This window comes from Clostridium tyrobutyricum, assembly GCF_019144085.1.
GTDB lineage: Bacteria > Bacillota > Clostridia > Clostridiales > Clostridiaceae > Clostridium_B > Clostridium_B tyrobutyricum_A.
In genome coordinates this window covers 13,393-39,768 of the sequence record NZ_JAHHUY010000009.1, presented here as the reverse complement: position 1 = coordinate 39,768, position 26,376 = coordinate 13,393, and the positions used below count along the sequence as shown (strand labels likewise).

The window sequence follows — 26,376 nt, the reverse complement described above, 5'->3', positions numbered from 1 at the left end:
ATTATACCTCTTTTCTCTCAAAAATAAATTTTCCTGCTAAAAACAATATTACAGATGAAATGCATATTACAAAAAGTCCCCATAGATCCAGTGAAGTATACTCTACATTAAAGCTTTTGGTTTTCAAATCAGTAATTGGATTTAGTGTACTGAGTATACTGTAATATGACCAAAGAAAAAACCTTTGAATAACTTTTGGAAAAAACATTGCAAATAGTCCTGTAAAACTTTCTATCAATCCTGTAATCAAGGCTATCATCTGGTTTGAAACAAGAATGGAAATTCCAAGTTGAATTGTAAAAATACATAAATTTACAATCACTGTCACAATAAAAAATATTAATATATGATGTACAGGAAGTACATCCTTGAATTTCATCATAAAACTCATGAATATCATTACTACAGTCTGTGCCAGTACCATAAAAATCAAGTAAGTACTGCCGGACAGAAACTTTGCTGAATATAATTTGCCTGGAGATATAATTGTATTTATAAATTTAAATGTGCATCCTTTATGCTCCATATCCGATATTCTGGATGCTATAATGGAAATTATAATTGGCATCATAAGACAGTTGAGGAAACTCATCTGATAAAGCATATATTTCCACATTCCTTCCGATCCATGAAGCGTAGTGTAAGACATCATTGCTTTCATACCCCATAAAAATTGAACAATAATCAGAGCAAATGGCAAAGTCCATATTTTTTTATGCCTCAGCTTGAAGAATTCGAGACAGAATAAATTTTTCATAGACTCACCGACTTTCCCGTTAGTTCCAAGAATATATCTTCCAAACTTTTCTTATGTTCTTCAATTCTAACAGTTCCTATATTATTTTTTGAAAGAATATGATTGTAATGGGCAATTTCAGAATCACTTAATTTTGGCAATACAATATAATCACCACTCAGTTCACAATTCATACCAATTTTAAGTATTATTGCTCTAGCTGCGGCATTGTTCAATGTCTTCATAAGTATTTTTTCCTGGCTGTGAGAATGAAGATTTTCAAGACTATTTTGAAATACAAGCTCACCTTTCCTTATAATGCCAACATCTGTGGCCATTTGATCTATTTCACTTAAAATATGACTGGAGACTACAATTGTCATTCCATATTGTTTTGGCAGTGAACATATAAGTTCTCTCATTTCCTGAATACCTGCAGGATCAAGTCCGTTTGTAGGTTCATCAAGAATAAGAAGTTTTGGATTTCCAATAAGTGCGCAGGCAATTCCAAGCCTTTGTTTCATACCAAGAGAATACTGGGACACCTTTTTATTCTTTTGATTTTCAAGTCTAACGATATTTAAAACTTCATCTATTCTATTTGTGGAAACACCTCTCAATGTTTGGACAATTTCAAGATTTTCTTCACCAGTTAGATGACCATAATAAGAAGGCGATTCAATTAGAGATCCAACATCTTTTAATATACTGAGACGATTTTTATGATTTATTTCTTTGTTGAATACAGAAATATTTCCTGAGGTTGGGTTTACAAGTCCTAAAATCATCTTTAAAGTTGTAGACTTTCCTGCCCCATTAGGTCCTAGAAACCCATATATGGAACCTTCTTTTACAACCATGTCCAAATCTTTAACTCTCATAGTTCCTCCATATTGTTTGGAAAGACCTTTTGTTATAATAATATTTGCCATTAAAACGACTCCTCTCGTAAAGTATAAAGCAAGTATAAAATAACTACCTTACACAGAGCTGAATAAAACCTTACAACAACCTTAAACTTTTAATTTACAATTATAAATTGTTTTATTTTAAGATATAATAATTTTAGGTGATGTACATGAAAAACATTTATGATGGAAAACTCCTAATTGTAGATGATGAAGTTGAATTGTTGGACATGATAAAAGAAATACTTTTTAAAGCTGGATTTTCCAGAATCTATACTGCTTCATCCTGCAGTGATGCAGAAGAACAATTTTATAAAGTAAATCCAGATTGTATTATACTGGATGTTATGCTGCCTGATGGTGACGGATTTGGACTTTTTAAAAAGTTTAGGGAAAAATCACAGATTCCGGTTTTGTTTCTATCAGCGAGGGATGAAGATGAAAATAGACTTTTAGGTTTGGGTCTTGGTGCAGATGATTATATAACCAAGCCTTTTTTGCCGAGAGAGCTTATACTCCGATTGTCTGCAGTTTTAAGGAGGGCGTATTTTCCAATTGTTTTAAATAGCATAAAAAAACCAATATTTTATCTTGGAGAGCGTAAAATTGATTTTAATAGTATCACTGTTGCATATAACAACAAACAAGTTCCCTTGACTGCCAAGGAATATGTACTTCTTGAAAAACTTTATGAAAACAGAGGAAATATTGTAACAGGAGATAGTTTATGCAGGACAGCCTGGAATGACAGACTATATGGTTATGAAAATACATTGATGGTTCATATAAGAAGGTTAAGGGAAAAAATAGAGAAGGACCCGTCTAATCCTGTATATATAATAACTGCAAGAGGATTAGGATATAAACTTTCAAAGGAGAAATAAAATTGAAGAATGTTTTTAAAATAGTTACAAGATTTGTAATTGGAACAGTTGTAATTGCATTGATTCTTGTAATTTTCAACGCTGCATTTTTGACTGTACTTATATTTCAAACTCCCAAAAATTATAAGAGCAGAAGCAAAATTGTTACAATATCAAAGGATTTGAAATTACAAAATGGTAAATATGTATTGGGGCGTAAGGGAGAGAAGGCTATGAATTCCCAATACAAATGGGGGATGCTTCTAGATGGCAAGGGGAAAGTAATATGGAGTAAAAATATGCCTAAAGACATACCAAAACAGTATAGTATTTCGGAAGTTTCATCTTTCTCTAAATGGTATTTGAAAGACTATCCCGTTGATACATGGAATCATCCTTCAGGACTGCTTGTAATAGGAAATGAAAGAAATTCCTATTGGAAATACAGTGTGCAATTTACCAACAAATTTATTGGTGATATTCCTAAACATATGGTAGAAATTCTTATTCTAAATACAGTGTTTGCATTTTTGCTTGCAGTGTTTTTGGGAGTATTGCTGTATCGATCTTTAAGCCCTGTTGCAAAAGGTATTGAGAATATAGTTCAAAAAAAACCGATTCAACTTCCATGCTCAGGTATACTTGGAAATCTATCAAGTGCAATAAACAAGACGTCTAGAGAGATTCAATTGCAGCGTATTGCTTTAAAGAAGAGGGATGATGCACGTACAAATTGGATTGCAGGAGTATCTCATGACATTAGGACTCCTCTGTCAATGGTTATGGGCTATGCAAGTCAGATTCAGGAAAGCACTGAACTTCCAATGGAAGTTAGAGACAAAGCTGCAATTATACAGCGCCAGAGTATCAAAATAAAACAATTTGTAAGTGATTTGAACCTTGTATCAAAATTGGAGTATGATATGCAGCCTCTTAATCTTGTGAAAATTTTTCCAGGAGAGCTAATACGTGAAATAGCTGCAGATTTTCTAAATAATGGCATGGAAGATAAATATAATATAGATTTGATTATATTATCTGAATGTGGAAATCATATGATACTGGGTGATTATACTTTATTGAAACGTGCAATTTCAAATTTAATACAAAACAGTATAAATCATAACCCAAATGGATGTGATATTTTAATCAAAGTTTACATGAAAAAGCTCAGATTTATAATTGAATTGAATGATAATGGTATTGGAATTGAAAAAGAAAGGTTAAATAATTTTTATAAAGGATTTCAATATGGTAATGGACATGGAATGGGACTTTTGATTGTAAATCAGATAATAAAAGTTCATAAAGGAAATTTCAATATTACAAGTGAGCTTGAAAGAGGAGTTTCCTGTACTATAGAACTTCCCGTAATAAATAGCTGAGTTATATTAAATACTGGATGTGTATTAATAAAAATTACACATCCAGTATATTTATTAAAGCCCTAACTTTGCTATGGTATAACTTCTGACAGCTGAATTCAGCATATCCTGCCAGCATGAAAAATCACTAGCTTCTTTTACGTGTGTATCCATTTTTTCATCTGGTATGGCTTTAAAATCATCAATGGAATTTACAGTGAAGTTACCGAATTTCAGAAATTCATTAAAACTGGAAAATTTAGTATGTTTTTTCATGAAAGCAATATTAAACAGATCTTTATAATGGACAGAATTATTTTTTTCAAGTTGTGACAAATGCTTTTTAATTAGCTCCAACCCCATAATTTTAAATTCAAGTTTCACGATTTGACTCCTTTATAATATTTATATTATCTATATTATACCATTGAATAAACCTTCTTTGCCAGCTATAAATAAAAAATCAAAAAAGCACTGATATTACAGAAAAGGATAAATACAGCTATTACTATAGATTGATTTCTGGTTTTAATAATTAGTAATGTATTGTATAATTATTTATAAATAGAAAATTATACTAAGTTAAGTTATTTTCTATCATACACTACAATGGGAGATGGTTTTATGGATTTTAAACTGACAGAGACACAGAAATCGATTAAGGATACTGTTAGGAAATTTGCTGAGACTAAGATTGAGCCTATTTCTTTTCAGCTAGATGAAGAAAGTATATTTCCAGAGGATATAGTAAAGGAAATGGCACAGATGTCTATTATGGGACTTCCTTATCCATCGGAATATGGAGGAGCAGGCAAGGATGTACTAAGTTATATTATTGCAGTAGAGGAACTGTCAAGAATAGATGCTGGTGTTGGAGTTATTCTATCTGCTCATGTATCTTTGGGATCATGGCCTATTATGGCATTTGGAACAGAGGAACAGAAAAGAAAATATCTTGTTCCCCTTGCATCTGGAAAGAAAATTGGAGCATTTGGATTAACTGAAGCCAATGCTGGAAGTGATGCTGGTGAAACGGAAACTACAGCTGTCTTGAAAGGTGATCACTATATTTTAAATGGTTCTAAAGTATTTATTACAAATGCAGATTATGCTGATACTTATGTAATATTTGCAGTTACAACACCTGGCATAGGAACAAAGGGAATTAGTACTTTTATTGTAGAAAAAGGATGGGAAGGATTTACTTTCGGCACACACTACAACAAGATGGGTATTCGTTCCTCTGCCACTGCTGAACTGCTTTTTAATAATGTAAAAGTTCCAAAAGAAAACCTTTTGGGAAAAGAAGGAGAAGGATTTAAAATTGCCATGCAGACACTTGAAGGAGGACGTATTGGTATTGCTTCCCAGGCACTTGGCATAGCACAGGGTGCTTATGAAAAGGCACTGAAATATTCCAAAGAGAGAATTCAATTTGGAAAACCAATTTCAAGACAGCAGGATATAGCTTTTAAACTTGCAGAAATGGCTACTAAAATTAGAGCGGCACGATTTATGGTATATAGTGCAGCACAGATGAAAGAAGAACATGAATCCTATGGAAAGGAATCTGCTATGGCCAAGTTATATGCTTCTGATATATGTCTGGAAGTTGTAAATGATGCGGTTCAAATATTTGGTGGTTCTGGATATATTAAAGGATTCCCTGTAGAACGTATGTATCGTGACGCTAAAATTTGCACAATATATGAGGGAACAAATGAAATTCAAAAATTGGTTATTTCAAATGCAATAATCGGAAGACCAAAGAAGACTTCAAATAAAGGCACGATTATAGCATCAAATAAACCAGAATCAAAGAAACTTGCTTCGGCATCAATAACTGGAAATCGTAAAAAGATTATCATAAAGGAAGGTTCACCAGAAGAAAGGGTAGCTGCCTTTTTGAAATATCTTGAATCTGAAAACATAAAAACTGATTTCAATGAAGAAGTTTATGGAAGCATAGGCGAAGCTGATAGAGTATGCAGTATAGGAAGAGGATTGAAGTCAAAAGATGATTTGCCTATAATAGTAGATTTGGCTAAAAACATAGGAGCACAACTTGGTTGTTCAAGACCTGTTGCAGAAGAAAAACATTGGATGCCTCTTGATAGATTCGTAGGAGTATCTGGTAGAAAATTTAAAGGATTATTTTATCTTGCAATTGGAATATCCGGTCAGGTTCAACACCTTGGTGGAATTAAAAATGCTAAGATTATAGCTGCAATTAATATTGATGAAAAAGCTCCAATATTTGCACAAGCGGACTATGGTATCGTAGGCGATCTCTATGAGATTGCACCAATTTTAGCTAAGGCCTTAAAAAAATAAATTAAAAAATGTATCAAGATAATTTATTTGTCTTGATACATTTTTTGTCATTTGGGCATTATATGGATATAATATTGTTTATAGTATTTGAATATGAAAAAGATGGTGATAGATATTGAAAGTCTTAATTATGAAAATTACTTTAAGGGCATCCTGGGTACATTCATTGAAAGAAAAAAGAATGATAGTAAAAAGTATAGTTCAAAAATTAAAAAATAAGTTTAATATATCAGCAGCGGAAATAGACTGTCAGGATGTTCATCAGACAATAGTTATAGGTATTGCAGGAGTATGCGGAAGTTCAGCCCAGATAGATTCCACAGAAGAGAATATAATAAATTTTGTAGACGGAAATACCGATGCGGAGATAATTGACATACAGAGAGAAGTATTGTAAGTAAATATAAAAATTTTTGACAGGATGATATTAATTGAAAAATATATTCAAAATATGGAGAATTGCTAAACCAATAATACGATATCTTATATTATTTTATATGATGTTCAATATTTTGTCATATGCAGGTACTAGGCAAACAATTTCAATTGTTTGTGCTATATTAAATGGAATTCTTATCTTGGTTACTTTTATATATTTGACTTATATGCAGGACAGGAAAAACTATAGCAGATTTTTAATTATATCAATCCTTCTATTCATGACCATTTGGATTATCGATAGAAGTATTAATATATATTATTTTATTATATTGGATGATATATTTGATATATGTGAATTTAGGACTAGAATAAAATTTTTATTGTTTCATTTTACTGGATTTATCTTGTACGTAATAATGTACAAGCCATTGATACATAATTTAAATCATATTATGTATTATATAGTGGCGTATATTTTAACTCTTATGATATTTGTTATTATTCATAATTATAGATATGAAAGGGACAAACTTAAAGTATTGAATTCAAATCTCATAGAATATTCTTTTAAAGAGAGAGAATATGTTGTTATGGAAGAAAGAGAGAGAATATCCCAGGAATTGCATGATTCCATAGGACATAGTCTTATGGCTCTTTCAATGAACATAAGATATCTTAAAGCTCTCAAGGATAAAGAAAAAATTCAAAGTGAAATCTGTGAGATTGACAAACTTGTAAAAGAAAGTATTAAAACCTTGAGAACTACAGTATATGATTTAAAAAAACTGGATGGAGAAGTAGATATTCAAGACGAAATAGAAAAAATTGCTGAAAAGTTTAATAAACTCGACATTGTAAAAATAATTTTTAGCTGTAAAATTGATACTGGAATTTTGTCAGGCAAAGTACAGGAAGTTTTGATTACAACAGTAAAAGAAGCCATTACAAACAGTTTAAAACATGGTAGTCCATCTATAATCTATATTTCTATAGAAATTAGAGATTATAGGTTACATATGGAAATTAAAGATAATGGTGAAGGTTGTAAATTTATTAGAAGATCAAACGGACTCAATGGAATTGTAAAAAGAATACACAAAATCAATGGAGAAGTTAATTTTATAAGCATAGTTAACAGGGGATTTACAATAGAAATTTCCATACCGGAGGGATTTTCAAGTGATTAAGGTAATGATAGCTGATAATCAGGTTATTATAAGAGAAGGAATAAAAAAGATATTAAGTTTGGACAAGGATATAGAGGTTGTATGCGAAGCTTCAGACGGTTATGAAGTTATTGACCAATTATCCAATTACAATATAAATATAATTTTAATGGATGTAAGGATGCCGAAAATGGATGGAATACGTACAACCAACATTGTAAAAAAGCAGTATCCAGATGTTAAAATAATAATACTTACCACTTTTAATGAGGATGAATATATATTTGAGGGTATAAAATATGGAATAAGTGGATACATATTAAAAGATAGTGAAATTGATTATATAATAAAGAGTATCAAGGATGTTTATATGGATAAAATGTTATTTGATTCCAGTATGACTCCAAAATTGGTTAATGCTTTAAATAATACTAATAATGGAGAAAAAGTTCGTAATGATAAAATTTTTAGTCTGCTGACGGACAGAGAAAATGAAATACTTGAACTGGTTATAGATGGAAAAAGTAATAATGAAATTTCAAAAACTTTGTTTATATCGGAAGGCACAGTTAAAAATTATGTGTCAAAAATCTTAAAAAAATTGAATCTAAAGAGGAGAAGTCAGCTGGCAGCTCTTTTTATCAAGTGATTTCAAGGTGGTTATGTTACTTTAGTAATATAACCGCCTTGTTTTTTATGAAATTTGTTACTTAATACATATTACCTCCAGGTCTATTTGATTATAATATATAAGCATAATAAAAGTTGAAGGGATGTTTATATGAATTTATTTGGAAATTTGTATTTTGATACAGTTGGTTTTAAAAATATATTTCAAGCAGTATTTATATTTTTTATAATGTCAGGAATATTAATTTGGATTTTTACTTTTCTTTATAGTAAAAGGCAATCTGGAAATAGAGAAAGCAGAGACAAAGGCTCTTATCTAGTACTCGTATTGGGTTTTATAGCTGTAATTTATTTAAATCCATTTTGCAGAAGAATGTTTCATATTTTATTGCCAACTCCATGTTTTGTTGTTGGATTATTTTTAATTATTGTCGGAGTCATATTAAGAGCAGTTTCAGTATGGTCATTACGAAAATTTTTTACTTTATCTGTACAAATGAACTCAGAACAAAAAATAGTTCAAAATGGAATATATAAATATATCAGGCATCCAGCTTATAGTGGAAGTATATTATCTTTAGTAGGAATTTCACTATGTTTTAGAAGCCTTACAGGATTGGCGGGAACTATAATTATAATATTTATTATATATGGATATAGAATTAAAATTGAAGAAAAAATGTTGGAAAATAAGTTTGGCATGCTTTATAGGGAATATAAAAAGAAAACATATAAAATAATACCATTTATATTTTAATGTCTATAAGAATAAACTTGACCTCTTTTAGTTAAAATATATTTACATTGAAATATAAATGAGAGGTGTTTATAAATTATGGACAATAGATTATTAAAAAGTCTCAAAAATAAATTAAAATCTCAAAGAGATGAAATATGTGATTTACTAGAACAGATGGAAAGAAATGAAACAATAAAGTCAAATACTGAGATGTCCAGTGAATTATCTGTTTATGACAATCATCCTGCAGATAGTGCAAGCAGTATATATGACAAAGAAAGAGGAATGGCTTTCCAAAAGAATGAAGAGATTATTATAAGCAAAATAGATAATGCTTTACAAAGAATGGCACAAGGTACTTATGGAATATGCAAGAAATGTGGAAAGGAAATAGACAGCAACAGGTTAAAATGTGTTCCATATGCTGAATACTGCATTCATTGTCAGGATAATATTGATGATTCCAAACCTGATGAGATGAAAAACAGGCCTCCTGAAGAAGATGTTTTGAAGTATACAATGAATCATGGAGGATATGACAAGCATAAAGATGAAGTTGGATTTGATGCGGAGGACAGCTATCAGGCAGTTGGAAAATTCAATAGAAGAGAAAACATAGTTGAAGAATATGAGGATGAAGATGAAGAATACGTTGAACCTATAGAAAAAATAAGCAATACACAGTACAAGAACCAGCTGCCTTAAATTTACAGTAATATTTAAATACAATACAGGTAATAATATTCTTGTAATTAGGTTGGGAGTTGATCATAATGACGGTAGGTTCAAGAGTAAAGCAGACATTGGCAGATCTGCAGGGAATTGAAAGTACCCTGAGAATTTATTCTCTGGAAAGCAAAAACAAAGATGAAATAAAAGCATATAGTGAAGCATTTAAAACTACAGAAACAGTTACTAAAAATATTGAAGACAGATTGAAGACAATACAAATTGAAGAACCTCAATATAAAGGAAAATAGGAGAATTAAATATGCAAAATTGGATTATGGTAATTTTAAGATCTGCTATTCTATTTTTTTTGACTTTGGCAATAGTTAGAATCTATGGAAAAGGCAATTTGTCGAAATTAACACCTTTTAGGATGATAAATTATATTGTAGTTGCTATTATTGTTACATTTATTTCACTTGGCTTAGTATCCAATGTGATATTTGCCTTTCTTGTATTAGGTGTTTGGGTTTTGTTTTCTCTTATAATAGATTATCTATCTTTGGAAGTCAAATGGATACATGACTTTGTATATGGAAATCAAACTGTATTAATAAAAGATGGAAAGGTAATGGAAGAAAATTTAAAAACGATAAGATATACGGGAGACGAACTACTTAGAGATTTAAGATCTAAAAATATATTTAATCTGGCTGATGTACAATTTGCCGTAATGGAAACTACAGGAGAAGTAAATGTTTTATTAAAATCAGATAAGAAACCAGTTACTTCGCATGACCTTAAAGTGGAAGTTGCACCTATATCCGAACCTGAAACAGTTATATTGAATGGTAAGATTATAGATGGTGCATTGTCAAACAGAGGCTTAAATCGTGAATGGCTCCAAATTCAACTGTCAAATTTTGGAGTGATTCTTGAGAATGTGTTTATCGGTCAGGTGGATTCTTCAGGTGATCTTTTTATAGACACCTTTGATGATTCCATACAAATTCAACAGCCTAAAGTAAAGGAATTGCTTTATGCAAGTATTTCCAAAGTTCAAGCTGATTTATTTGCATATTCATTGGAAACAGATAATCCAGAAGCTAAAAAAATGTATTCAAACAATGCCAGTACAATAAAAAGACTAATGGATAAATTAGAACCCTATCTACTACGATGACAATTTTTATTGTATTGTTCATTATATAAAACCAACATTTTATAAAGGAGATGACAAATATGACAGTAGGAACACAGATGCAGCAGGCTATAGCTGGAGTTCAATCAGCAGCAGCTACAATGAAAACTTTTGAACTGCAGACAGAAGATCCAACTGCAAAACAGGATTTTAAGCAGCTTGCTAAAACTTTTGAAGATGCACTACAAATTTTAAATGGAAGATTGAAATATATTCAGGAACAGGAACCCCAATATAAATAAATCATATTAATAAATAAAATGGTCTATCTCGGTTAATAATTTAATTATTATCCAGGATAGATCTTTTTAAAATTATCATTAGACTCATGCTTCCTTAATGATATAATAGTGTATATTTATATAAATTATGTTGAACATAAATTGAAATGGAGGTGATCTGTTGACTCTTCAGCAATTAAAATATGCAGTTGAGGTTTCAAACTGTGGTTCTATGAATGAAGCTGCAAAAAAACTTTTTATATCACAGCCAAGCCTTTCAAATGCCATAAAAGAGCTTGAAAATGAGCTGGGAATTGTAATATTTGATAGAAATAATAGAGGGATAAATATTTCAATAGATGGAATTGAGTTCCTGGGATATGCAAGGCAAATTGTAGAACAAAGTAAATTATTGGAAAATCATTATAAGGCCACACAACTAAGACCTGCACATTTTTCCGTTTCAACTCAGCATTATGCTTTTGTAGTAGATGCTTTTGTAAAGTTAATGAAAAATTTTGAAGTGGAAGGATATGAATTGAATTTACGAGAAACAAGAACTTATGAAATTATTGAAGATGTAAAAATGCTTAAAAGTCACATAGGAATATTATATATAAGTGAAAACAATTCAAAAGTTTTAAATAAAATATTCAGGGACAATGAGCTCAAATTTACACCTTTATTTAATACAAATCCATACATTTTTATTAATACTAAACATCCTCTTGCAAATAGAGAATTTGTCAATATGAAAGATATAGAACCATTTCCATATATTAAATTCGATCAGGGAAAAAACAACTCAATACATTTCTCAGAGGAAATGATGGATCTTTCTGAAATGAATAAAATAATTTATGTAAATGACAGGGCTACTCTTTCAAATCTAATAATTGGTACGGAAAGTTATACCATTGGTACTGGAGTAGTAGTATCTGATTTAAATGGAAGTGAAATAAAGTCCATACCACTTGAAAGTAGTGAAATATTTACAGTAGGATGGATTTCACATAAGAATATAAAGTTAAACAACATAGCTAAAGAATTTATAAATATATTAAATGATATTGTATCCACAAATTATTTTGATTCCAATTATTATCTGCTATAAAACATAGAGTGGAGGGAAATATGATTAGAAAATCAATAGGAACAAAAAGAAATATACCACCTTTTCGTTGTGATATTGTAGGGAGTTTTTTACGCACAGAAGAAATTAAAATTGCTCGCAGAAAATTTGAAGAAGGAGATATAAATTTTAAAACTTTAACGGATATTGAGAATACAGAGATTATAAAATTGGTACAAAAGGAAAAACAATTGGGATTAAAGGCTGTTACAGATGGAGAATTTAGAAGATCATGGTGGCATTTGGATTTCTTTTTAGGTATACATGGTACAGAAAAGATTATATTGAACAAGGGAAAAAGTATAAATGGATCAAGAATTAGAGCTGAGAGTTTTCGAATTGTAGATAAGCTTTTATTTAATGGTCATCCCATGATACAGCATTTTAAATATTTACAAAGTATTTGTGGTAACAGTATTCCTAAATTTACAATTCCATCCCCAGCTCTATTTTACTCTGTACAAAGTCATAATGAAAATAGTGTATATAAAAATAGTCAGGAACTCATGAATGATATTATAGAAGTTTACAAGAGTGCAATCCAATCTTTCTATGAAGCCGGCTGCAGATATCTTCAGCTGGATGATACAGCACTTGGAATGCTGTGCAGTGATAGATATAGAAAACATATCAAAAATATGAATGTTGATCCTGAGGAACTCATGCAGTACTATTTAAATCTTATTAATGGGAGTATTTTAAATTGCCCGGATGATATGATAATTACACTTCATATATGCCGTGGAAATTTTCATTCATCATGGTTTGCATCAGGAGGATATGATTTTATATCTGAAACAATTTTTAAAAATTGCAGTGTAGATGGATTTTTCCTGGAATATGATGATGAAAGATCAGGTGATTTCAAACCTTTGAGATTTATAAAAAAACAGATAGTTGTACTTGGACTTGTGACTACAAAACATGGTGGACTTGAGAGCAAGCAGTATATTAAATCTCGTATTTCTGAAGCCTGTAAATATATTGACATGGATCAACTTTGTTTAAGTCCTCAGTGTGGGTTTGCTTCTACAGAAGAAGGAAATATAATTACAGAAGAGGAACAGTGGGATAAAATAAGGCTTATTGTGGAAATTGCCGGTGAAGTATGGAATCAATAAAAGTATTAGATATAGCTAATTCCTATAACAGGTAATAGTTTTTTGAAGTTACCCATATAAATCCATCTGTGTTATACTTGTTTCACAGTAAAACAAGTTAGTTAAGGAGAGATTTGAATGAGTATAGTATTTGAAAAAACGGACAAGAGAACTAAAACTCCTTTTAGAGCGGATATTGTAGGAAGCTTCTTACGTCCACAAAATATAAAGGATGCACGTATTAAATTCAAAAATGGAGAAATTTCTTCTGAAGAATTAAATCAGCTGGAGAACAAGGAAATAATAAAATTGGTTGAGAAACAAAAATCTGTAGGACTTAAAGCTGTTACAGATGGTGAATTCAGGCGATCATGGTGGCACCTTGATTTTATGTGGGGACTTGATGGTGTAGATAGGAAGATTATAGATGAGGGATATAAATTCAATGGTTTGGAGACTAGACCTGAAACTGCTGTACTTACCGGCAAAATAGGTTTTAGCAATCATCCTATGGTTTCACATTACAAATTTTTAAAAAGCATTGCAGGCAATGACGTAATTGCACGTCAGAGTATACCTGCACCAGCACAATTTCTTGCAGAGCTTCAGAGAGGCGAAAACAAGGAGATTACAGATTCAATTTACAGCAGTACAAAAGAACTTGTATCTGATATAGCCAATGCCTATAGAAAGGCTATAAAAGCTTTTTATGATGCTGGCTGCCGCAGTCTTCAACTGGATGACTGTACATGGGGAATGTTTTGTGACAAAAAATATTGGGAAACACGTCAGGAAGAAGGAGTGGATATAAATGAAACTGCCAAATTGTATGCTAAAATAAATAATGAGGCACTTAAAGAACATCCTGAGGATATGGTGATTACAATGCATGTTTGTCGCGGAAACTATAATTCAACATGGGCATCTTCAGGTGGATATGAAGCTGTAGCAGAAATACTATTTGGTACCGTTAATGTAGATGCATTTTATCTGGAATACGATACTGATCGTGCAGGAGATTTTGCTCCACTTAGATTTGTAAAAGATAAGATTGTTGTATTAGGATTGATTAGTTCCAAAACAGGGCAACTTGAGAATAAAGAAGATGTAATAAAGAGAATAAAAGAAGCAACAGAATACATTGCTTTAAATAGATTGTGTTTAAGTCCACAATGTGGTTTTGCATCCACTGAAGAAGGAAATATTTTAACTGAAAAGCAGCAGTGGGACAAGATTGATTTAGTGAAAGAAATTGCAGAGGAAGTTTGGTAGGAAAAAAATCTGGTCAGTGAATTATTCACCGACCAGATTTTTTTCCTTTAATATGAGATTTAATATAAGTGCTGTAATAGTACCTGTAGAAATTCCAGATGAAAATATCATTTTTAGACTTTCCGGTAGATTTGATAGAATTTCCGGTCTGAATGTAACACCGAGTCCCAGACCTATTGAAGTTGCTATTATAAGTACATTTCTATTGTTTAATTTTACTCTGCTTAACGTTTGAATTCCTGCGGCGGCAACTGTACCAAACATTACAATTCCAACACCTCCAAGCACAACCTGAGGCATTACATTTATAATAGAAGCAAATTTAGGGAATAGTCCCAATATGACGAGCAATATTCCTGCCATCATTGTAACAAATCTGCTTGCAACTTTTGTTAGTGGAATAAGACCTACATTTTGACTGAAGGAAGTAGTTGGCATGGCGCCGAATATTCCTGCTAGTAAACTTCCAAATCCATCAGAAAGTATACCATGAGAAACTCTTATGTTATCGTCTTTTACACCAGATATTTTATTTATGGCCCTTAAGTTTCCTACGGTACTGATAACAGATACGAAATATGCAGGAATAAAAGAAAGCAGTACATTTAAATTAAGATTGATTCCATTTCGAAAAATTTTAGGGTATGCTATAATAGTTGCTTTTGATATAGGTGAAAAATCTACCATTCCTAAAATAGTACAAATAATATAACCTGCTACCATTCCAATTAAAATTGAAGCACTACTTAGCAGACCTTTTCCATAGTGATTTAAAAGTAGAGTAATTATAGTAACAATTAATGCAATACCCAAATTTCTTAAACTTCCATAATTAGAAGCTCCAGAACCACCTGCAGCCCAATCTATTGAAACTGGCAGCAGTGTGAGTCCTATTAAACATACCACTATGCCTGTAACAATATCCGGGAAAAGTTTCATTATGTATTTGATAAAAAAACTAAGTATGATTACTATAAGTGCACCTAAAATGGTGGCACCAAAAATACCTCCGAGTCCAAATCTTTTACCGACAGCTATAGCTGGAGCAACAAATGTAATATCTGTCCCCATAATACATGCTACCCTTGCACCGATTGGACCTATTCCTCTGGATTGTACAAATGTTGCAATTCCTGCCATTAAAATGGCAGCACTTATTAATTCTGTGGAGGATTTTGTGCTGAGATGCAATGAAGATGATATTATTATTGGAACTACTATGATTCCTCCAAAAGCTGCAAAAATATGTTGAAATCCCAATAAGATCTGCGACAACAATTTTGGTCTATCATCAATTCCATAGCTCAATTCAATTTCAGTTGCTTCATTTTCTTTAAAATCCATATTAGTCAAGTCTCCCCTTATAAGATTAAAATCACAGATAAAATTATAACATATATAAGTTTGATGTGCTAAAACGTATTCTTATATAATTTTAATCCTTATAAATTAATTCAAAAATTACCTGGGTATTAGTAAAAATGTTTAAAATATGAACATTCGTACAATAAAAAAGTACTAATATTATATTATTGTACGATGTAAACCTATCCAATAGGTAATATAATTAGTTACATAAAGAGGCAAACATAATTCCAAAACGAGGGAGAAGATATTTATGTTATTATTCAAGTGTAAACCCACGATTTATAATTTTGAGGCATTTAGTGAATTTGCTGAAGAATTTGAAGTAGGTGAAGGAGATCTTGTATTAACTTTAAGTTTTCTATATGATAAAGTATTCAAACCATTAAATTTGAAATGTAACTATATATTCCAGGATAAATATGGTCTTGGAGAACCAACAGATGAAATGGTAAATAGCATATTCAAGGAAGCTCAAGAATTTAACTATAAAAGAGTTATAGCTGTTGGAGGAGGTACTGTAATCGATATCGCAAAATTAATGACCCATTCAGATGTATCTGAAGATATAGATTTATATGGCCTTTTCACCAAGAAAATTCCTTTTAATAAAAATAAGAAACTTGTAATTATTCCGACTACTTGTGGAACAGGCAGTGAAGTTACCAATATTTCAATAGTAGGTTTTATCAAAAAGAATACAAAATTTGGACTGGCTGCTGAAGAACTTTATGCTGATGATGCCGTATTAATAACAGAATTTTTACAGACATTACCCTTCAAACCATTTATGACAAGCTCTATTGATGCCTTAATACATGGAATTGAATCCTATTTAGCACCAAAGTCAAATGCGTATACAGAACTATATAGTCTAAGGGCAATTAGAATTATATTGGAAGGATATCTAGAAATAGCTGAAAAAGGTAAAGAATACAGAAATGAAATTATGAATAACTTTGCTATAGCCAGCAATTATGCAGGAATAGCATTTAGTAATACGGGAGTAGGTGCAGTACATGCTATATCCTATCCACTAAGCGGAAAATATCATGTAGCACATGGAGAAGCAAATTATCAATTCTTAACAGAAGTTTTGAGAACCTATTACAATATGGATAGTGAAGGAAAAATAAAGGAACTAAATACTTATCTTTCAACAATCCTGGATGTTAAGGATGATGCAGAAGTAGTATATGAAAAAATTGACGAAATATTAGGAAACTTTTTATACAAGAAAAAACTCAGTGAATATGGTATGCAGCAAAATGATATAGATGAGTTTGCTGGATTGGTAATTGAAACCCAACAGAGGCTGCTTAAAAATAACTATGTTCCATTTGACAAGAGTATTATATCCTCTGTGTATAAAAATTTATTCTAAATTCAATAAAATTAAGGGGTGAAGAGAATGTTAGATAAAAATAAAATAAAGGAATTGAATATATTTGCTACAAAAATGAGAATAGAGACTATAAGACAAATAGCAACAAGAGGTTTTGGACATATTGGTGGTGCTATGTCTATATGTGATGTACTGGCAGTTTTATACGGTGATGTTATGAAAATTGATCCTAAAAATCCTAAATGGGATAAGAGAGACTGGTTTATATGTTCCAAGGGACATGCAGGTCCGGCAGTATATTCTGCATTAGCTTTAAAAGGATTTTTTCCAGTAGAAGAGCTTAAAACATTGAATCAAAATGGTACAAACCTTCCAAGTCATTGTGACAGGACTAAAACTCGTGGAATTGATGTAACTACGGGATCTTTGGGACAAGGATTGTCTGTAGGAACAGGAGTTGCACTGGGACACAGGTTAGATAAGAAAGACAACTATACTTATGTAATATTAGGTGATGGAGAATGTGAAGAAGGACAAGTATGGGAAGCAGTATTATATGCATCACAAAGAAAAACCAGCAATTTAATTGCATTTGTAGATTATAATAGACAACAAATAGATGGTTATACAAAGGATATAAATGATTTAGGTGACATATGCCAAAAATTTAAAGACTTTGGTTGGTATGCATTAAGTATAGATGGTTCAAAGGTGGAAGAAATAGAAAATGCCATAGAGAAGGCTAAGTCACAAAACGAAAAACCTTCAGTAATAGTATTAAATACAAAAAAAGGTGAAGGTTGCAGCTTTGCTGAAAATACCTTGAACAACCACCACATAAATGTGTCAATGGAACAGGGAAATGAAGCTATTAAAATACTAGAAAAAAAATTGAATACTTTAATGAATAATTAAGGAGGGAAAAATTATGAGTATTATATTGGCAAAGGAAAATGTGATTGATCCAAAAGCTATGAGGGATGCTTATGCTGAAACTCTTATAGATCTAGCTGAAAAAGATGAAAGGATTGTAGCACTGGATGGAGATTTAATGTCATCTATGGGTATGAAGCCTTTTGCTAAAAAGTATCCGGAAAGAACCTTTGATGTAGGTATAGCCGAGGCAAATATGATAGGAATAGCTAGTGGTCTGTCCTTAACTGGAAAGATACCTTTCGCACATACTTTTGGAGTCTTTGCTACAAGAAGAGCATGTGATCAGATTGCTATATCGGGAGCATATGAGAAGGCAAATATAAAAGTAATAGGAAGTGATCCTGGAATTACAGCAGCCTATAATGGAGGAACACATCAAAGCTATGAAGATTTGGGCATAATGAGAGGAATCCCGGGCATGACTGTTATGGAACCTACAGATGTTGTCATGTTAAAGGATATTTTAAAACAAGTTAAAGACCAATATGGAATGTACTATATAAGACTTGTAAGAAAGATATCCACAAGAATATATGAAGAAGGATCAACTTTCGAAATAGGAAAGGCTGTAGAAGTAGCTAAGGGAAATGATGCTACAGTAATAGCATCAGGTTTGTTAGTAGCTGAAGCTATAAAGGCGGCAAAAATTTTAAAAGATAAGGGAATATCTATAAGAATACTCAATATGTTTACTATAAAGCCTATTGATAAAGAAGCTATTATAAAGAGTGCAAAGGAAACAGGTGCTATTGTAACAGCTGAAAACCACAATATATTAAATGGTCTAGGATCAGCAGTATCAGAAGTTTTAGGAGAAAATTTCCCTGTACCGGTAGAGAGAATAGGAATGCCTGATTGTTATGGAGAAGTTGGATCAATAGACTATTTAAAGGATAAATATGGATTTAACTGTTCTAATATAGTTGACAAAGTAGAGAAAGTTATAAAGAGAAAAACTACAAATAGGAGGTAGTTAATTATGAAAGCAGCAGTCATTGAAGATTTTAATAATATAGTAGTGAAAGAGGTACCGGAACCAGAGCTAGGATATGATGAAGCACTAATAAAAGTTGAATATGCAGGAATATGTGGTACTGATGTTCATATATATGCAGGACATCATAAACAGGCCAAACCACCATTAATTCCAGGTCATGAATTTGTAGGAAGATTGGTCAACGTTAATACTGATAAACCTATAGACTTTAAAATAGGTCAAAGAGTTGCAGCACAACCATTAACTGGTTGTGGTAAATGTGAATTGTGTATTCAGGGAAGAGACAATGTTTGTGTAGACTTGAATATATTTGGTGTCCATAGTAATGGATGTTTTGCAGAATATATAAAAGTACCTTTAAAAAAAGTATATGAAGTACCGGAGGATATAGATCCTAAAACTGTAGCATTAGTAGAACCTTTAGCTGTAGCTGTGCATGATGTTAGAAGAAGTAAACTGGAGGTAGGTCAAACAGCTTTAATAATAGGAGGCGGACCTATAGGCATATTAATAGCTATGGTTGCAAAACTTAATGGTGCGTCTAAAGTAGTTATAAGTGAAATAAATGAAAAACGTATTAAATTTGCTGAAGACATGGATATGGGATTTGAGATGATTAATCCTTTAAAAGATGATGTGAATGCAAAAATCAATAATTTAACTGATAATATGGGATTTGATGTAGTTTACGAAGTTTCAGGTGTTCAGGCAGGAGCAGATCTAATGACTAAAGCTGCTAAAATAGGTGGAACTATAATGATGATAGGTATACCAAGTAAAAGTTATACTGTAGATACAGGAGATATAACTTTAAAAGAACTTGAAGTAAGAGGAGTAAGAATACATGCACAAATAAACTTTGCAGCTGCATTAGATCTTATCATTAACAATGTATTCAATGATAAATTAAAGCGACTTATAACTAATGAATTTAATATAGAAGATGTGGAAGAGGCTATGAAATTCTCCATAAATGACAAAGATCACTTTAAAGTTTTATTGAAAATCAGCAAATAGATGTGATTTGAAAAATTCTGTACAAAATTGTACAGAATTTTTCAATATTATTAAATAGATTTGCTTATAAATGGTAGAAGTCTTAATGAAATTTCCAATTCCAACAAGTCATTCTCTGAAGTTGTATCTATACAGCAAATTTCTTCTATTTTTTTCAATCTATATCTTATTGTATTGTGATGAAGATTCATTTCTTTTGCACAACTTCGAAAACTTCTATGACATTCAAAGAAATTCTTCAAAGTTATAATTAATTCAGAGTTATTCTTTTTATCAAAAGCAATTAAGGGACCTATATATTTATTTGCGAAATTTTGTATATCTTCATTGATGTTGGGATTACTCAATATAGAGTAAATTCCGAGATCCTTAAAATTTATAATAAAGCTATTGTTAAAAAATTTTTTATAGGAGTCAAATGCTCTCACAGCTTCATCATAACTTGTCCTTATTCCATCTATGGAAGTATGATATGTTCCTATTCCAAAACTAAAAGTATTTACGTGAAAAAAACTTTCCAATTCTTTTTTTATTTTTATGATTTTTGATGTGGTATTTTTATAATTACCTGCAGGAGAAATATTTTTGTCTACAGGATTAAATATTATATAGTCTTTATTGAACTCAAAGGCACTTAATACTTTATATTTAATATTAATATTATTTTCAATAAATGTATAGATTTTATCCAAATCTTCATATTCAGATATGGGTAAATTTTTAGATATACTCACTATATAGTCTTTGTACAAATCTATTTTCAGTTCATTGGATTTATATAATAAATTGCTTTTATCTATATTTTTATTTTTAACTAAGTTAAGTAAAAATTTATTCTGTTTTGTACTAAACTTTCTGTTGGAGCCAAGGAATCGATTTACATAAGATTGTACACAAATAATTACATATTGAAACAGGGATATATCTTCAGATTTGAGTTCTCTTTTTTTTTCATACAGGAAAATGTAACCATAAAAACTCATTTTGTGCTTTAAAGCACAGAATAAAATTGATTCATTCTCAAAGGGAATTCTTTTAATATTATTTATTATAAAATTATTTCTTGGATTTTCAAATTCGTCAATTAACTCAGTTATGTCTATTTCCGATATTGGAGATTTTGGTGGATAGCAGGCAGACATACTATTGTAATTTATATATATAGAACAGGGAATATTAAAAACTTTATATATATGTTTAACGATTTCATCGAAACTAATACTATTTAATATAATATCCGATAATGATGCCATTTTATTTAGAACATCCTTGTTTGTCCCCAATTGTATTATGTGCATTAAATATAGTAAAGGAGAAAAAAAATCATACCATCCATATTCATTAGGAATATATAATAAAGGAAAATCATTATTATTGCAAAAATCTATAATTTTCTTTGGAATTTTATTTATATATCTATTTATTTTAATCCCTAAAGCACAGACATCTCTATTGTACAATTCCTTTACAATTTTGTATTGAAGTTCAGGATTGTCTTTAAACATATATCCTGTTGTCATAAGGAACTCATTGCTTTTTACAAAATGAAATGAATCAGGAGCTTCAAGAACTCCAAATTGATCTATTGGACGATTTAAACCATTAGCACCTGCAATTATCTTTGATTTGTTAAGTGGATGTAGTTTTAAAGCTTCATTTAAAATAATTTGCAAAATAATCACTTCCTCCATAGTATAAGTAAGTATATATTATAAATTATGAAATTATAATATGTTTTTGTCAAGCTTATAAGCACAGGAGTGAAATTTTTGATTTTATGTAAATAGCTTACTTATTTAACAGCAGGGGAAAGGAATTTCATTAGAAGAGAACTTGAATCCAGGCTCTCTTTATAGCTAGTTTAGTTCTTGGTTATATTAAGTTAAACGTGTTTATTAAAAAGTATAAATTAGCAAATTTAAATGTACAAATGTACAATTAAATATAACAAAAATTGTAAAACAAGTTATATTAAAACGTATTTAAAAGCTTATAATAATAATTGCGGATTTTGAATCCTTCCACACAATAAGTTCTGGATTTTTTATTAATGGCACCTATATTAAAGGCTTGGTTAATAACATGTCTTATGCTGTAATTTATTGATAAAATCTTAGCATTGCTAATAAGTTAAAAATTATATTTTGCTTATATGGTTTGATAGGCGGCTGAAGAAAATTACTATTTGGTTCCTATTTGACTTCATATTATTATTTTAATTATATAAGGAGGAGTTAATCATGAAAAGTTTTGAATTTTCCAACAAAACTTCAATTATTTTTGGTAAGGAAGTTGAATCTACTGTAGGTAAGAGGATAAATGATATTAGCAAAAACAAAAAGGTCATTTTAATCCACTATGGAGATGGTTTGATTGAAAAGATAGGACTTTATGACAGGGTTATAAAATCCTTAACAGAGGCTAATTTGAAAATTATTGAACTTAAGGGGATTAAACCAAATCCAGATTTAAGTAAAATACATGAAGGTATTGAAATATGTAAAAAGAACAATGTAGATTTCATATTGGCAATAGGAGGCGGCAGTATAATTGATACAGCTAAAAGCATTGCAGCAGGGGTTCCTTATGACGGAGATGTATGGGACTATTTTACAGGTAAAGCAGGTACAGTAGAAGAAGCTCTTCCTATCGGAGTTATTACTACAATGCCTGCATCTGGAAGTGAGACAAGTACAGGAGCAGTTATTAGTAAAAGTGATACAAAACAAAAATTATCTATTGACAGTTTAAAGTTAAGACCTTCATTTGCCATGTTAAATCCAGAACTAACAATTGGAATACCACCATTTTTGACTGCTTGTGGTGTTGTAGATATAATGTCTCATACAATGGAAAAATATTTTTCACCTGGTTGGAAAAATGATTTCACTGATAGATTATGTGAAGCTTTGCTTAAATCAATGATATACAATGGCAGAATAGTTATGGAAAATCCTAAGGATATAGATGCCCGTTCAGAAATAATGCTTGCAGCTTCCTTTTCCCATAATGGATACACAGATAGTGGAAGAACATCTGATTGGGCATCTCACTTTATTGAACATGAGGTAAGTGCTATATATGATGTTACACATGCAGCAGGATTAACAGCAATTATTCCTGCTTGGATGAAATATGTTTATAAGGAAGATGTAAATAGATTTGTACAATATGCTGTAAGAGTATGGGGCGTAGATCTTGAATATGGATCTTTGGAAAAAATAGCGCTGGAGGGAATTAATAGAAATAAAAATTTTTATAAAGAATTGCACCTTCCAACCTCATTGACAGAATTAAACATTAACGATAAATACTTTGAAGAAATGGCATCAAAAGCTACTATAAATGGTCCTTTAGGATCATTTAAGAAGTTGTATAAAGAAGATATAGTAGAAATACTTAAATTAGCATTATAATATTACTTTAAAGCATCTTAATAAAAATATAAATATTAAGGTGCTTTATTTAAAATGGCATTATATAAAAAATATAGAAAACTTATAGAGGATTTCTATATATAAGTGAAGGGAGGAAATTTCATGTCCCATTATTTAGCAGAATTTATAGGAACAGCAATTCTTATATTTTTAGGCGATGGAGTTTGTGCTAATATTACATTGAATAAAAGTAAAAGTCAAAATGCCGGTCCACTTTTTTGTATGATTGGATGGAGTCTTGCAGTTGGAGTTCCTGCACTAATATTTGGAGGAATAAGTGGTGCACATTTCAATCCCGCACTTACAATAGCATTTGCTATAACAGGTAAATTTCCATGGACAGAAGTACCAGGTTATGTAGGCAGCCAAATGCTTGGGGGGTTTATAGGGGCAGTTCTTGTTTGGATTCAGTATCAGCCACACTGGGCTGCTAGTAAAGATATACCATCAGATATAATACTCTCTATTTTCTGTACAACTCCAGCAATAAGAAACTATATTATGAATTTTATTTCAGAATTTATATCTACATTTATACTGATATTTTCAATCTTGGGCGTTGGTATTGCAAAGACTGTAGATGGGGTTGGAACAATATTTGTAGCATTTATAATTTTAGTAATAGGTACAGGATTGGGGGGAACTACAGGATTTGCAATAAATCCTGCCAGAGATTTAGCACCAAGAATTGCACATACCTTGTTACCCATAGATGGAAAAAATGGATCCGACTGGTCATACTCATGGATTCCAGTTATTGCGCCACTGTGTGGGGGCATAGCAGCTGCAGAAGTTTTTTCACTTATATTTTGAATATAGATATATTTGTAATTGCTTTGAAAGCAATGATTAGTAAAAATTTGAAGTTTGTAAATTGTACAAGCGTATAATAATAATATTGATAAATTGTAGAGATGGTTATTCAAAAATATGTTTAAAAATATTACAATAGTAATTGTAAAGGTAAACAGTACATTCTAAAGTTTATGAAAAGGTTTTAATTAAATTAAAAAGAAGATATTTAAAGATCAATAATACTTAAAATCAAAATTGGGGGTTTGTATTTATGAAAATGATCATTAATGGAGAAAAGGTTAGTTCAAGTGATAAAAAGGAAATACAGGTTTTAAATCCTGCAACACAAGAAGTCGTAGATTCTGTACCAAGTGCGACAAAAGAAGACATAGAAAAAGTTATACAGGTAGCTCAAAGTGGTAAGAAGACATGGGCACAAACACCTTTGTATGAACGTTCAGTGATACTTAAGAAATATGTTAAGCTTTTAGGAGAACACAAAGCAGAACTATCAAAATTAGAATGCAGTGAAACTGGCAAGATAATAAAGGAATGCGAAGGAGAAGTAGGTACAGCTGCAAAATTATTTACAGGATTTATTGAAAGAGCCAATCACATATGCGGTGACGTTATGCCAGATTGTCAATCAGAATGCGGTAAAGATTTGATATTTACCAGAAGAGAACCTTTAGGCGTAATTGCATGTATAGTACCTTTTAACTATCCAGTTGAATTATTCAGTCACAAAGTAGCACCAGCACTTGTAATGGGAAATGCAGTTATAGTAAAGCCGGCTACAGATAATCCATTGACAGTTATGAGACTTGTGGAATTATTATTGGAAGCAGGAGTGCCTAAAGATGCATTACAAGTAGTAACAGGAAGGGGCTCTGTGGTAGGAAATTATCTTGTGGAAAGTCATGGCATAGATGCTGTTAGTTTAACAGGAAGTACAGATGTTGGTATTGAAGTGGCTACAAAATCAGCAAAATATCTTCATAATGTATTTTTGGAACTCGGTGGAAATGATGCAATGATAGTAATGGAGGATGCAGATATAGACTTTGCAGTAGAGGAGACTATGCTTGGAAGAATATCAAATACTGGACAAACTTGTTGTGCTACAAAGAGAATACTTATTAATAATAAAATTAAAGAAGAGTTTGTAAAAAAACTTATAAAAAGACTTGAAAAGATAAGTAGGGGAAATCCAGCTGATTACAGTACAGATATAGGATGCTTGATAAGTGAAAAAGTAGCTGTAAATATTGAAAAGCAAGTTAAGCTCACAATTGCCCAAGGTGCAAAATGTGTATATGGGGGAACTAGAAACAAGGCGTTTTTTGAACCTACTGTGCTTGTTGATGTAACAACAGATATGGATATAGCCAAAGACATGGAAATATTTGGGCCAGTAATACCTGTAATTGGTTTTAATACTGAAGAAGAGGCTATTGAAATAGCAAATGCTCCAATATATGGACTACATTGTGGAATCGTAACTAAGAACGTAAAACAAGCTATTAATATGGCATCAAAAATAGAAGCTGGAAATGTTGTCATAAACGGAACAGGAAACTACAGACATATGGATATGGCCTTTGGCGGTACTAAAATGACCGGCATAGGAAGAGAGGGAGTTCAATATACTTTAGAGGAAATGAGCAAGGTAAAGAGTTATGTATTAAAGAATATTATCAATAATTAATATAAATTCTATTATAGGACTTGTTGTCATACTCTCCTAGAAAACTTTTACAAAAAACAA

At 31.1% G+C, this 26,376-nt stretch carries 26 protein-coding genes; 21 read left to right on the top strand and 5 right to left on the bottom strand.

Annotated elements, in window-relative coordinates; translation table 11 throughout:
* Window position 1 precedes the first annotated feature (1 nt).
* Window positions 2-757 (bottom strand): ABC transporter permease, encoded by a 756-nt coding sequence (locus tag KM800_RS05980; RefSeq protein WP_217812271.1) that lies wholly within the window; start codon window positions 755-757, stop codon window positions 2-4.
* Complete coding sequence (locus KM800_RS05975; RefSeq protein WP_217812270.1) at window positions 754-1,668, bottom strand: ABC transporter ATP-binding protein; 915 nt, start codon at window positions 1,666-1,668, stop codon at window positions 754-756. Before KM800_RS05975 ends, KM800_RS05980 begins: the two co-directional genes overlap by 4 nt.
* Before the next feature lie 146 nt (window positions 1,669-1,814).
* On the opposite strand from KM800_RS05975, the gene KM800_RS05970 reads away from it, so the two are divergent.
* Together KM800_RS05970 and KM800_RS05965 are read left to right on the top strand one after the other, a co-directional pair.
* On the top strand, window positions 1,815-2,528 hold the full coding sequence (locus tag KM800_RS05970; RefSeq protein WP_217812269.1) for a response regulator transcription factor: 714 nt from the start codon (window positions 1,815-1,817) through the stop codon (window positions 2,526-2,528).
* Between the two features lie 2 nt (window positions 2,529-2,530).
* On the top strand, window positions 2,531-3,892 hold the full coding sequence (locus tag KM800_RS05965) for a sensor histidine kinase (protein WP_217812268.1): 1,362 nt from the start codon (window positions 2,531-2,533) through the stop codon (window positions 3,890-3,892).
* A 54-nt stretch (window positions 3,893-3,946) separates the two neighbouring features.
* Here the strand turns inward: KM800_RS05965 and KM800_RS05960 are convergent, their stop codons facing one another.
* Window positions 3,947-4,255, bottom strand: a complete 309-nt coding sequence (locus KM800_RS05960) for a hypothetical protein (RefSeq protein WP_217812267.1) — start codon at window positions 4,253-4,255, stop codon at window positions 3,947-3,949.
* A gap of 240 nt (window positions 4,256-4,495) precedes the next feature.
* Here KM800_RS05960 and KM800_RS05955 point away from each other — a divergent pair, with 240 nt between their 5' ends.
* The 12 genes from KM800_RS05955 to KM800_RS05900 all read left to right on the top strand — a co-directional run bounded on the left by KM800_RS05955 (window position 4,496) and on the right by KM800_RS05900 (window position 14,716).
* The gene (locus KM800_RS05955) at window positions 4,496-6,205 is read left to right on the top strand and encodes an acyl-CoA dehydrogenase family protein (protein ID WP_217812266.1); all 1,710 of its coding nucleotides are present in this window, start codon (window positions 4,496-4,498) and stop codon (window positions 6,203-6,205) included.
* 115 nt (window positions 6,206-6,320) lie between these two features.
* Window positions 6,321-6,602: a DUF503 domain-containing protein gene (locus tag KM800_RS05950; RefSeq protein ID WP_217812265.1), complete on the top strand. Its 282-nt coding sequence runs from the start codon at window positions 6,321-6,323 to the stop codon at window positions 6,600-6,602.
* A gap of 34 nt (window positions 6,603-6,636) precedes the next feature.
* A complete protein-coding gene (locus tag KM800_RS05945; protein WP_217812264.1) occupies window positions 6,637-7,773 on the top strand; it encodes a sensor histidine kinase in 1,137 nt (378 codons plus the stop codon).
* Window positions 7,766-8,401, top strand: a complete 636-nt coding sequence (locus KM800_RS05940; protein WP_217812263.1) for a response regulator transcription factor — start codon at window positions 7,766-7,768, stop codon at window positions 8,399-8,401. The genes KM800_RS05945 and KM800_RS05940 overlap by 8 nt, the downstream gene beginning before the upstream one ends.
* Before the next feature lie 132 nt (window positions 8,402-8,533).
* Window positions 8,534-9,139: a methyltransferase family protein gene (locus tag KM800_RS05935; protein WP_217812262.1), complete on the top strand. Its 606-nt coding sequence runs from the start codon at window positions 8,534-8,536 to the stop codon at window positions 9,137-9,139.
* Between the two features lie 78 nt (window positions 9,140-9,217).
* Window positions 9,218-9,826 (top strand): TraR/DksA C4-type zinc finger protein, encoded by a 609-nt coding sequence (locus KM800_RS05930; protein ID WP_217812261.1) that lies wholly within the window; start codon window positions 9,218-9,220, stop codon window positions 9,824-9,826.
* 68 nt (window positions 9,827-9,894) lie between these two features.
* A complete protein-coding gene (locus KM800_RS05925; protein ID WP_217812260.1) occupies window positions 9,895-10,101 on the top strand; it encodes a DUF1657 domain-containing protein in 207 nt (68 codons plus the stop codon).
* Window positions 10,102-10,112: 11 nt separating this feature from the next.
* Window positions 10,113-10,973, top strand: coding sequence for a DUF421 domain-containing protein (locus tag KM800_RS05920; RefSeq protein ID WP_217812259.1), 861 nt, complete (start codon window positions 10,113-10,115; stop codon window positions 10,971-10,973).
* Window positions 10,974-11,032: 59 nt separating this feature from the next.
* The gene (locus KM800_RS05915; protein WP_217812258.1) at window positions 11,033-11,233 is read left to right on the top strand and encodes a DUF1657 domain-containing protein; all 201 of its coding nucleotides are present in this window, start codon (window positions 11,033-11,035) and stop codon (window positions 11,231-11,233) included.
* A gap of 160 nt (window positions 11,234-11,393) precedes the next feature.
* Window positions 11,394-12,326 carry a LysR family transcriptional regulator gene (locus tag KM800_RS05910; protein WP_217812257.1) on the top strand — a complete coding sequence of 311 codons (933 nt, stop codon included), beginning with the start codon at window positions 11,394-11,396 and terminating at the stop codon, window positions 12,324-12,326.
* 20 nt (window positions 12,327-12,346) lie between these two features.
* Window positions 12,347-13,465, top strand: coding sequence for a 5-methyltetrahydropteroyltriglutamate--homocysteine S-methyltransferase (locus KM800_RS05905; protein ID WP_217812256.1), 1,119 nt, complete (start codon window positions 12,347-12,349; stop codon window positions 13,463-13,465).
* A 117-nt stretch (window positions 13,466-13,582) separates the two neighbouring features.
* Window positions 13,583-14,716 carry a 5-methyltetrahydropteroyltriglutamate--homocysteine S-methyltransferase gene (locus KM800_RS05900; RefSeq protein WP_217812255.1) on the top strand — a complete coding sequence of 378 codons (1,134 nt, stop codon included), beginning with the start codon at window positions 13,583-13,585 and terminating at the stop codon, window positions 14,714-14,716.
* A gap of 21 nt (window positions 14,717-14,737) precedes the next feature.
* Here the strand turns inward: KM800_RS05900 and KM800_RS05895 are convergent, their stop codons facing one another.
* Window positions 14,738-16,060, bottom strand: a complete 1,323-nt coding sequence (locus KM800_RS05895; RefSeq protein ID WP_217812254.1) for a nucleobase:cation symporter-2 family protein — start codon at window positions 16,058-16,060, stop codon at window positions 14,738-14,740.
* A gap of 274 nt (window positions 16,061-16,334) precedes the next feature.
* On the opposite strand from KM800_RS05895, the gene KM800_RS05890 reads away from it, so the two are divergent.
* Genes KM800_RS05890 through KM800_RS05875 form a run of 4 tightly spaced genes read left to right on the top strand, consistent with a single transcriptional unit; the run spans window position 16,335 to window position 20,376 of the window.
* A complete protein-coding gene (locus KM800_RS05890) occupies window positions 16,335-17,465 on the top strand; it encodes a 4-hydroxybutyrate dehydrogenase (RefSeq protein WP_217812253.1) in 1,131 nt (376 codons plus the stop codon).
* Window positions 17,466-17,492: 27 nt separating this feature from the next.
* Complete coding sequence (locus tag KM800_RS05885; RefSeq protein WP_217812252.1) at window positions 17,493-18,341, top strand: transketolase; 849 nt, start codon at window positions 17,493-17,495, stop codon at window positions 18,339-18,341.
* A gap of 13 nt (window positions 18,342-18,354) precedes the next feature.
* Window positions 18,355-19,335, top strand: coding sequence for a transketolase family protein (locus KM800_RS05880; RefSeq protein WP_217812251.1), 981 nt, complete (start codon window positions 18,355-18,357; stop codon window positions 19,333-19,335).
* 6 nt (window positions 19,336-19,341) lie between these two features.
* Window positions 19,342-20,376 carry a zinc-dependent alcohol dehydrogenase gene (locus tag KM800_RS05875; protein ID WP_217812250.1) on the top strand — a complete coding sequence of 345 codons (1,035 nt, stop codon included), beginning with the start codon at window positions 19,342-19,344 and terminating at the stop codon, window positions 20,374-20,376.
* Between the two features lie 50 nt (window positions 20,377-20,426).
* On the opposite strand, the gene KM800_RS05870 is transcribed toward KM800_RS05875, so the two are convergent.
* Window positions 20,427-22,049 carry a PucR family transcriptional regulator gene (locus tag KM800_RS05870; RefSeq protein ID WP_217812249.1) on the bottom strand — a complete coding sequence of 541 codons (1,623 nt, stop codon included), beginning with the start codon at window positions 22,047-22,049 and terminating at the stop codon, window positions 20,427-20,429.
* Window positions 22,050-22,616: 567 nt separating this feature from the next.
* Between KM800_RS05870 and KM800_RS05865 the strand changes: the two genes are divergently transcribed.
* From KM800_RS05865 to KM800_RS05855, 3 genes are all read left to right on the top strand, one after another.
* Window positions 22,617-23,792 carry an iron-containing alcohol dehydrogenase gene (locus tag KM800_RS05865; protein ID WP_217812248.1) on the top strand — a complete coding sequence of 392 codons (1,176 nt, stop codon included), beginning with the start codon at window positions 22,617-22,619 and terminating at the stop codon, window positions 23,790-23,792.
* A 123-nt stretch (window positions 23,793-23,915) separates the two neighbouring features.
* Window positions 23,916-24,626 carry an MIP/aquaporin family protein gene (locus KM800_RS05860; protein ID WP_217812247.1) on the top strand — a complete coding sequence of 237 codons (711 nt, stop codon included), beginning with the start codon at window positions 23,916-23,918 and terminating at the stop codon, window positions 24,624-24,626.
* 253 nt (window positions 24,627-24,879) lie between these two features.
* Window positions 24,880-26,316 (top strand): aldehyde dehydrogenase family protein, encoded by a 1,437-nt coding sequence (locus KM800_RS05855; protein WP_217812246.1) that lies wholly within the window; start codon window positions 24,880-24,882, stop codon window positions 26,314-26,316.
* Window positions 26,317-26,376 lie beyond the last annotated feature (60 nt).

Bases quoted from the DNA above. Each gene is read 5' to 3' on its own strand.
- KM800_RS05980 (WP_217812271.1), bottom strand. From the start codon at position 757: ATGAAAAATTTATTCTGTCTCGAATTCTTCAAGCTGAGGCATAAAAAA.
- KM800_RS05975 (WP_217812270.1), bottom strand. From the start codon at position 1,668: ATGGCAAATATTATTATAACAAAAGGTCTTTCCAAACAATATGGAGGA.
- KM800_RS05970 (WP_217812269.1), top strand. From the start codon at position 1,815: ATGAAAAACATTTATGATGGAAAACTCCTAATTGTAGATGATGAAGTT.
- KM800_RS05955 (WP_217812266.1), top strand. From the start codon at position 4,496: ATGGATTTTAAACTGACAGAGACACAGAAATCGATTAAGGATACTGTT.
- KM800_RS05935 (WP_217812262.1), top strand. From the start codon at position 8,534: ATGAATTTATTTGGAAATTTGTATTTTGATACAGTTGGTTTTAAAAAT.
- KM800_RS05930 (WP_217812261.1), top strand. From the start codon at position 9,218: ATGGACAATAGATTATTAAAAAGTCTCAAAAATAAATTAAAATCTCAA.
- KM800_RS05925 (WP_217812260.1), top strand. From the start codon at position 9,895: ATGACGGTAGGTTCAAGAGTAAAGCAGACATTGGCAGATCTGCAGGGA.
- KM800_RS05920 (WP_217812259.1), top strand. From the start codon at position 10,113: ATGCAAAATTGGATTATGGTAATTTTAAGATCTGCTATTCTATTTTTT.
- KM800_RS05915 (WP_217812258.1), top strand. From the start codon at position 11,033: ATGACAGTAGGAACACAGATGCAGCAGGCTATAGCTGGAGTTCAATCA.
- KM800_RS05905 (WP_217812256.1), top strand. From the start codon at position 12,347: ATGATTAGAAAATCAATAGGAACAAAAAGAAATATACCACCTTTTCGT.
- KM800_RS05900 (WP_217812255.1), top strand. From the start codon at position 13,583: ATGAGTATAGTATTTGAAAAAACGGACAAGAGAACTAAAACTCCTTTT.
- KM800_RS05895 (WP_217812254.1), bottom strand. From the start codon at position 16,060: ATGGATTTTAAAGAAAATGAAGCAACTGAAATTGAATTGAGCTATGGA.
- KM800_RS05890 (WP_217812253.1), top strand. From the start codon at position 16,335: ATGTTATTATTCAAGTGTAAACCCACGATTTATAATTTTGAGGCATTT.
- KM800_RS05885 (WP_217812252.1), top strand. From the start codon at position 17,493: ATGTTAGATAAAAATAAAATAAAGGAATTGAATATATTTGCTACAAAA.
- KM800_RS05880 (WP_217812251.1), top strand. From the start codon at position 18,355: ATGAGTATTATATTGGCAAAGGAAAATGTGATTGATCCAAAAGCTATG.
- KM800_RS05875 (WP_217812250.1), top strand. From the start codon at position 19,342: ATGAAAGCAGCAGTCATTGAAGATTTTAATAATATAGTAGTGAAAGAG.
- KM800_RS05865 (WP_217812248.1), top strand. From the start codon at position 22,617: ATGAAAAGTTTTGAATTTTCCAACAAAACTTCAATTATTTTTGGTAAG.
- KM800_RS05860 (WP_217812247.1), top strand. From the start codon at position 23,916: ATGTCCCATTATTTAGCAGAATTTATAGGAACAGCAATTCTTATATTT.
- KM800_RS05855 (WP_217812246.1), top strand. From the start codon at position 24,880: ATGAAAATGATCATTAATGGAGAAAAGGTTAGTTCAAGTGATAAAAAG.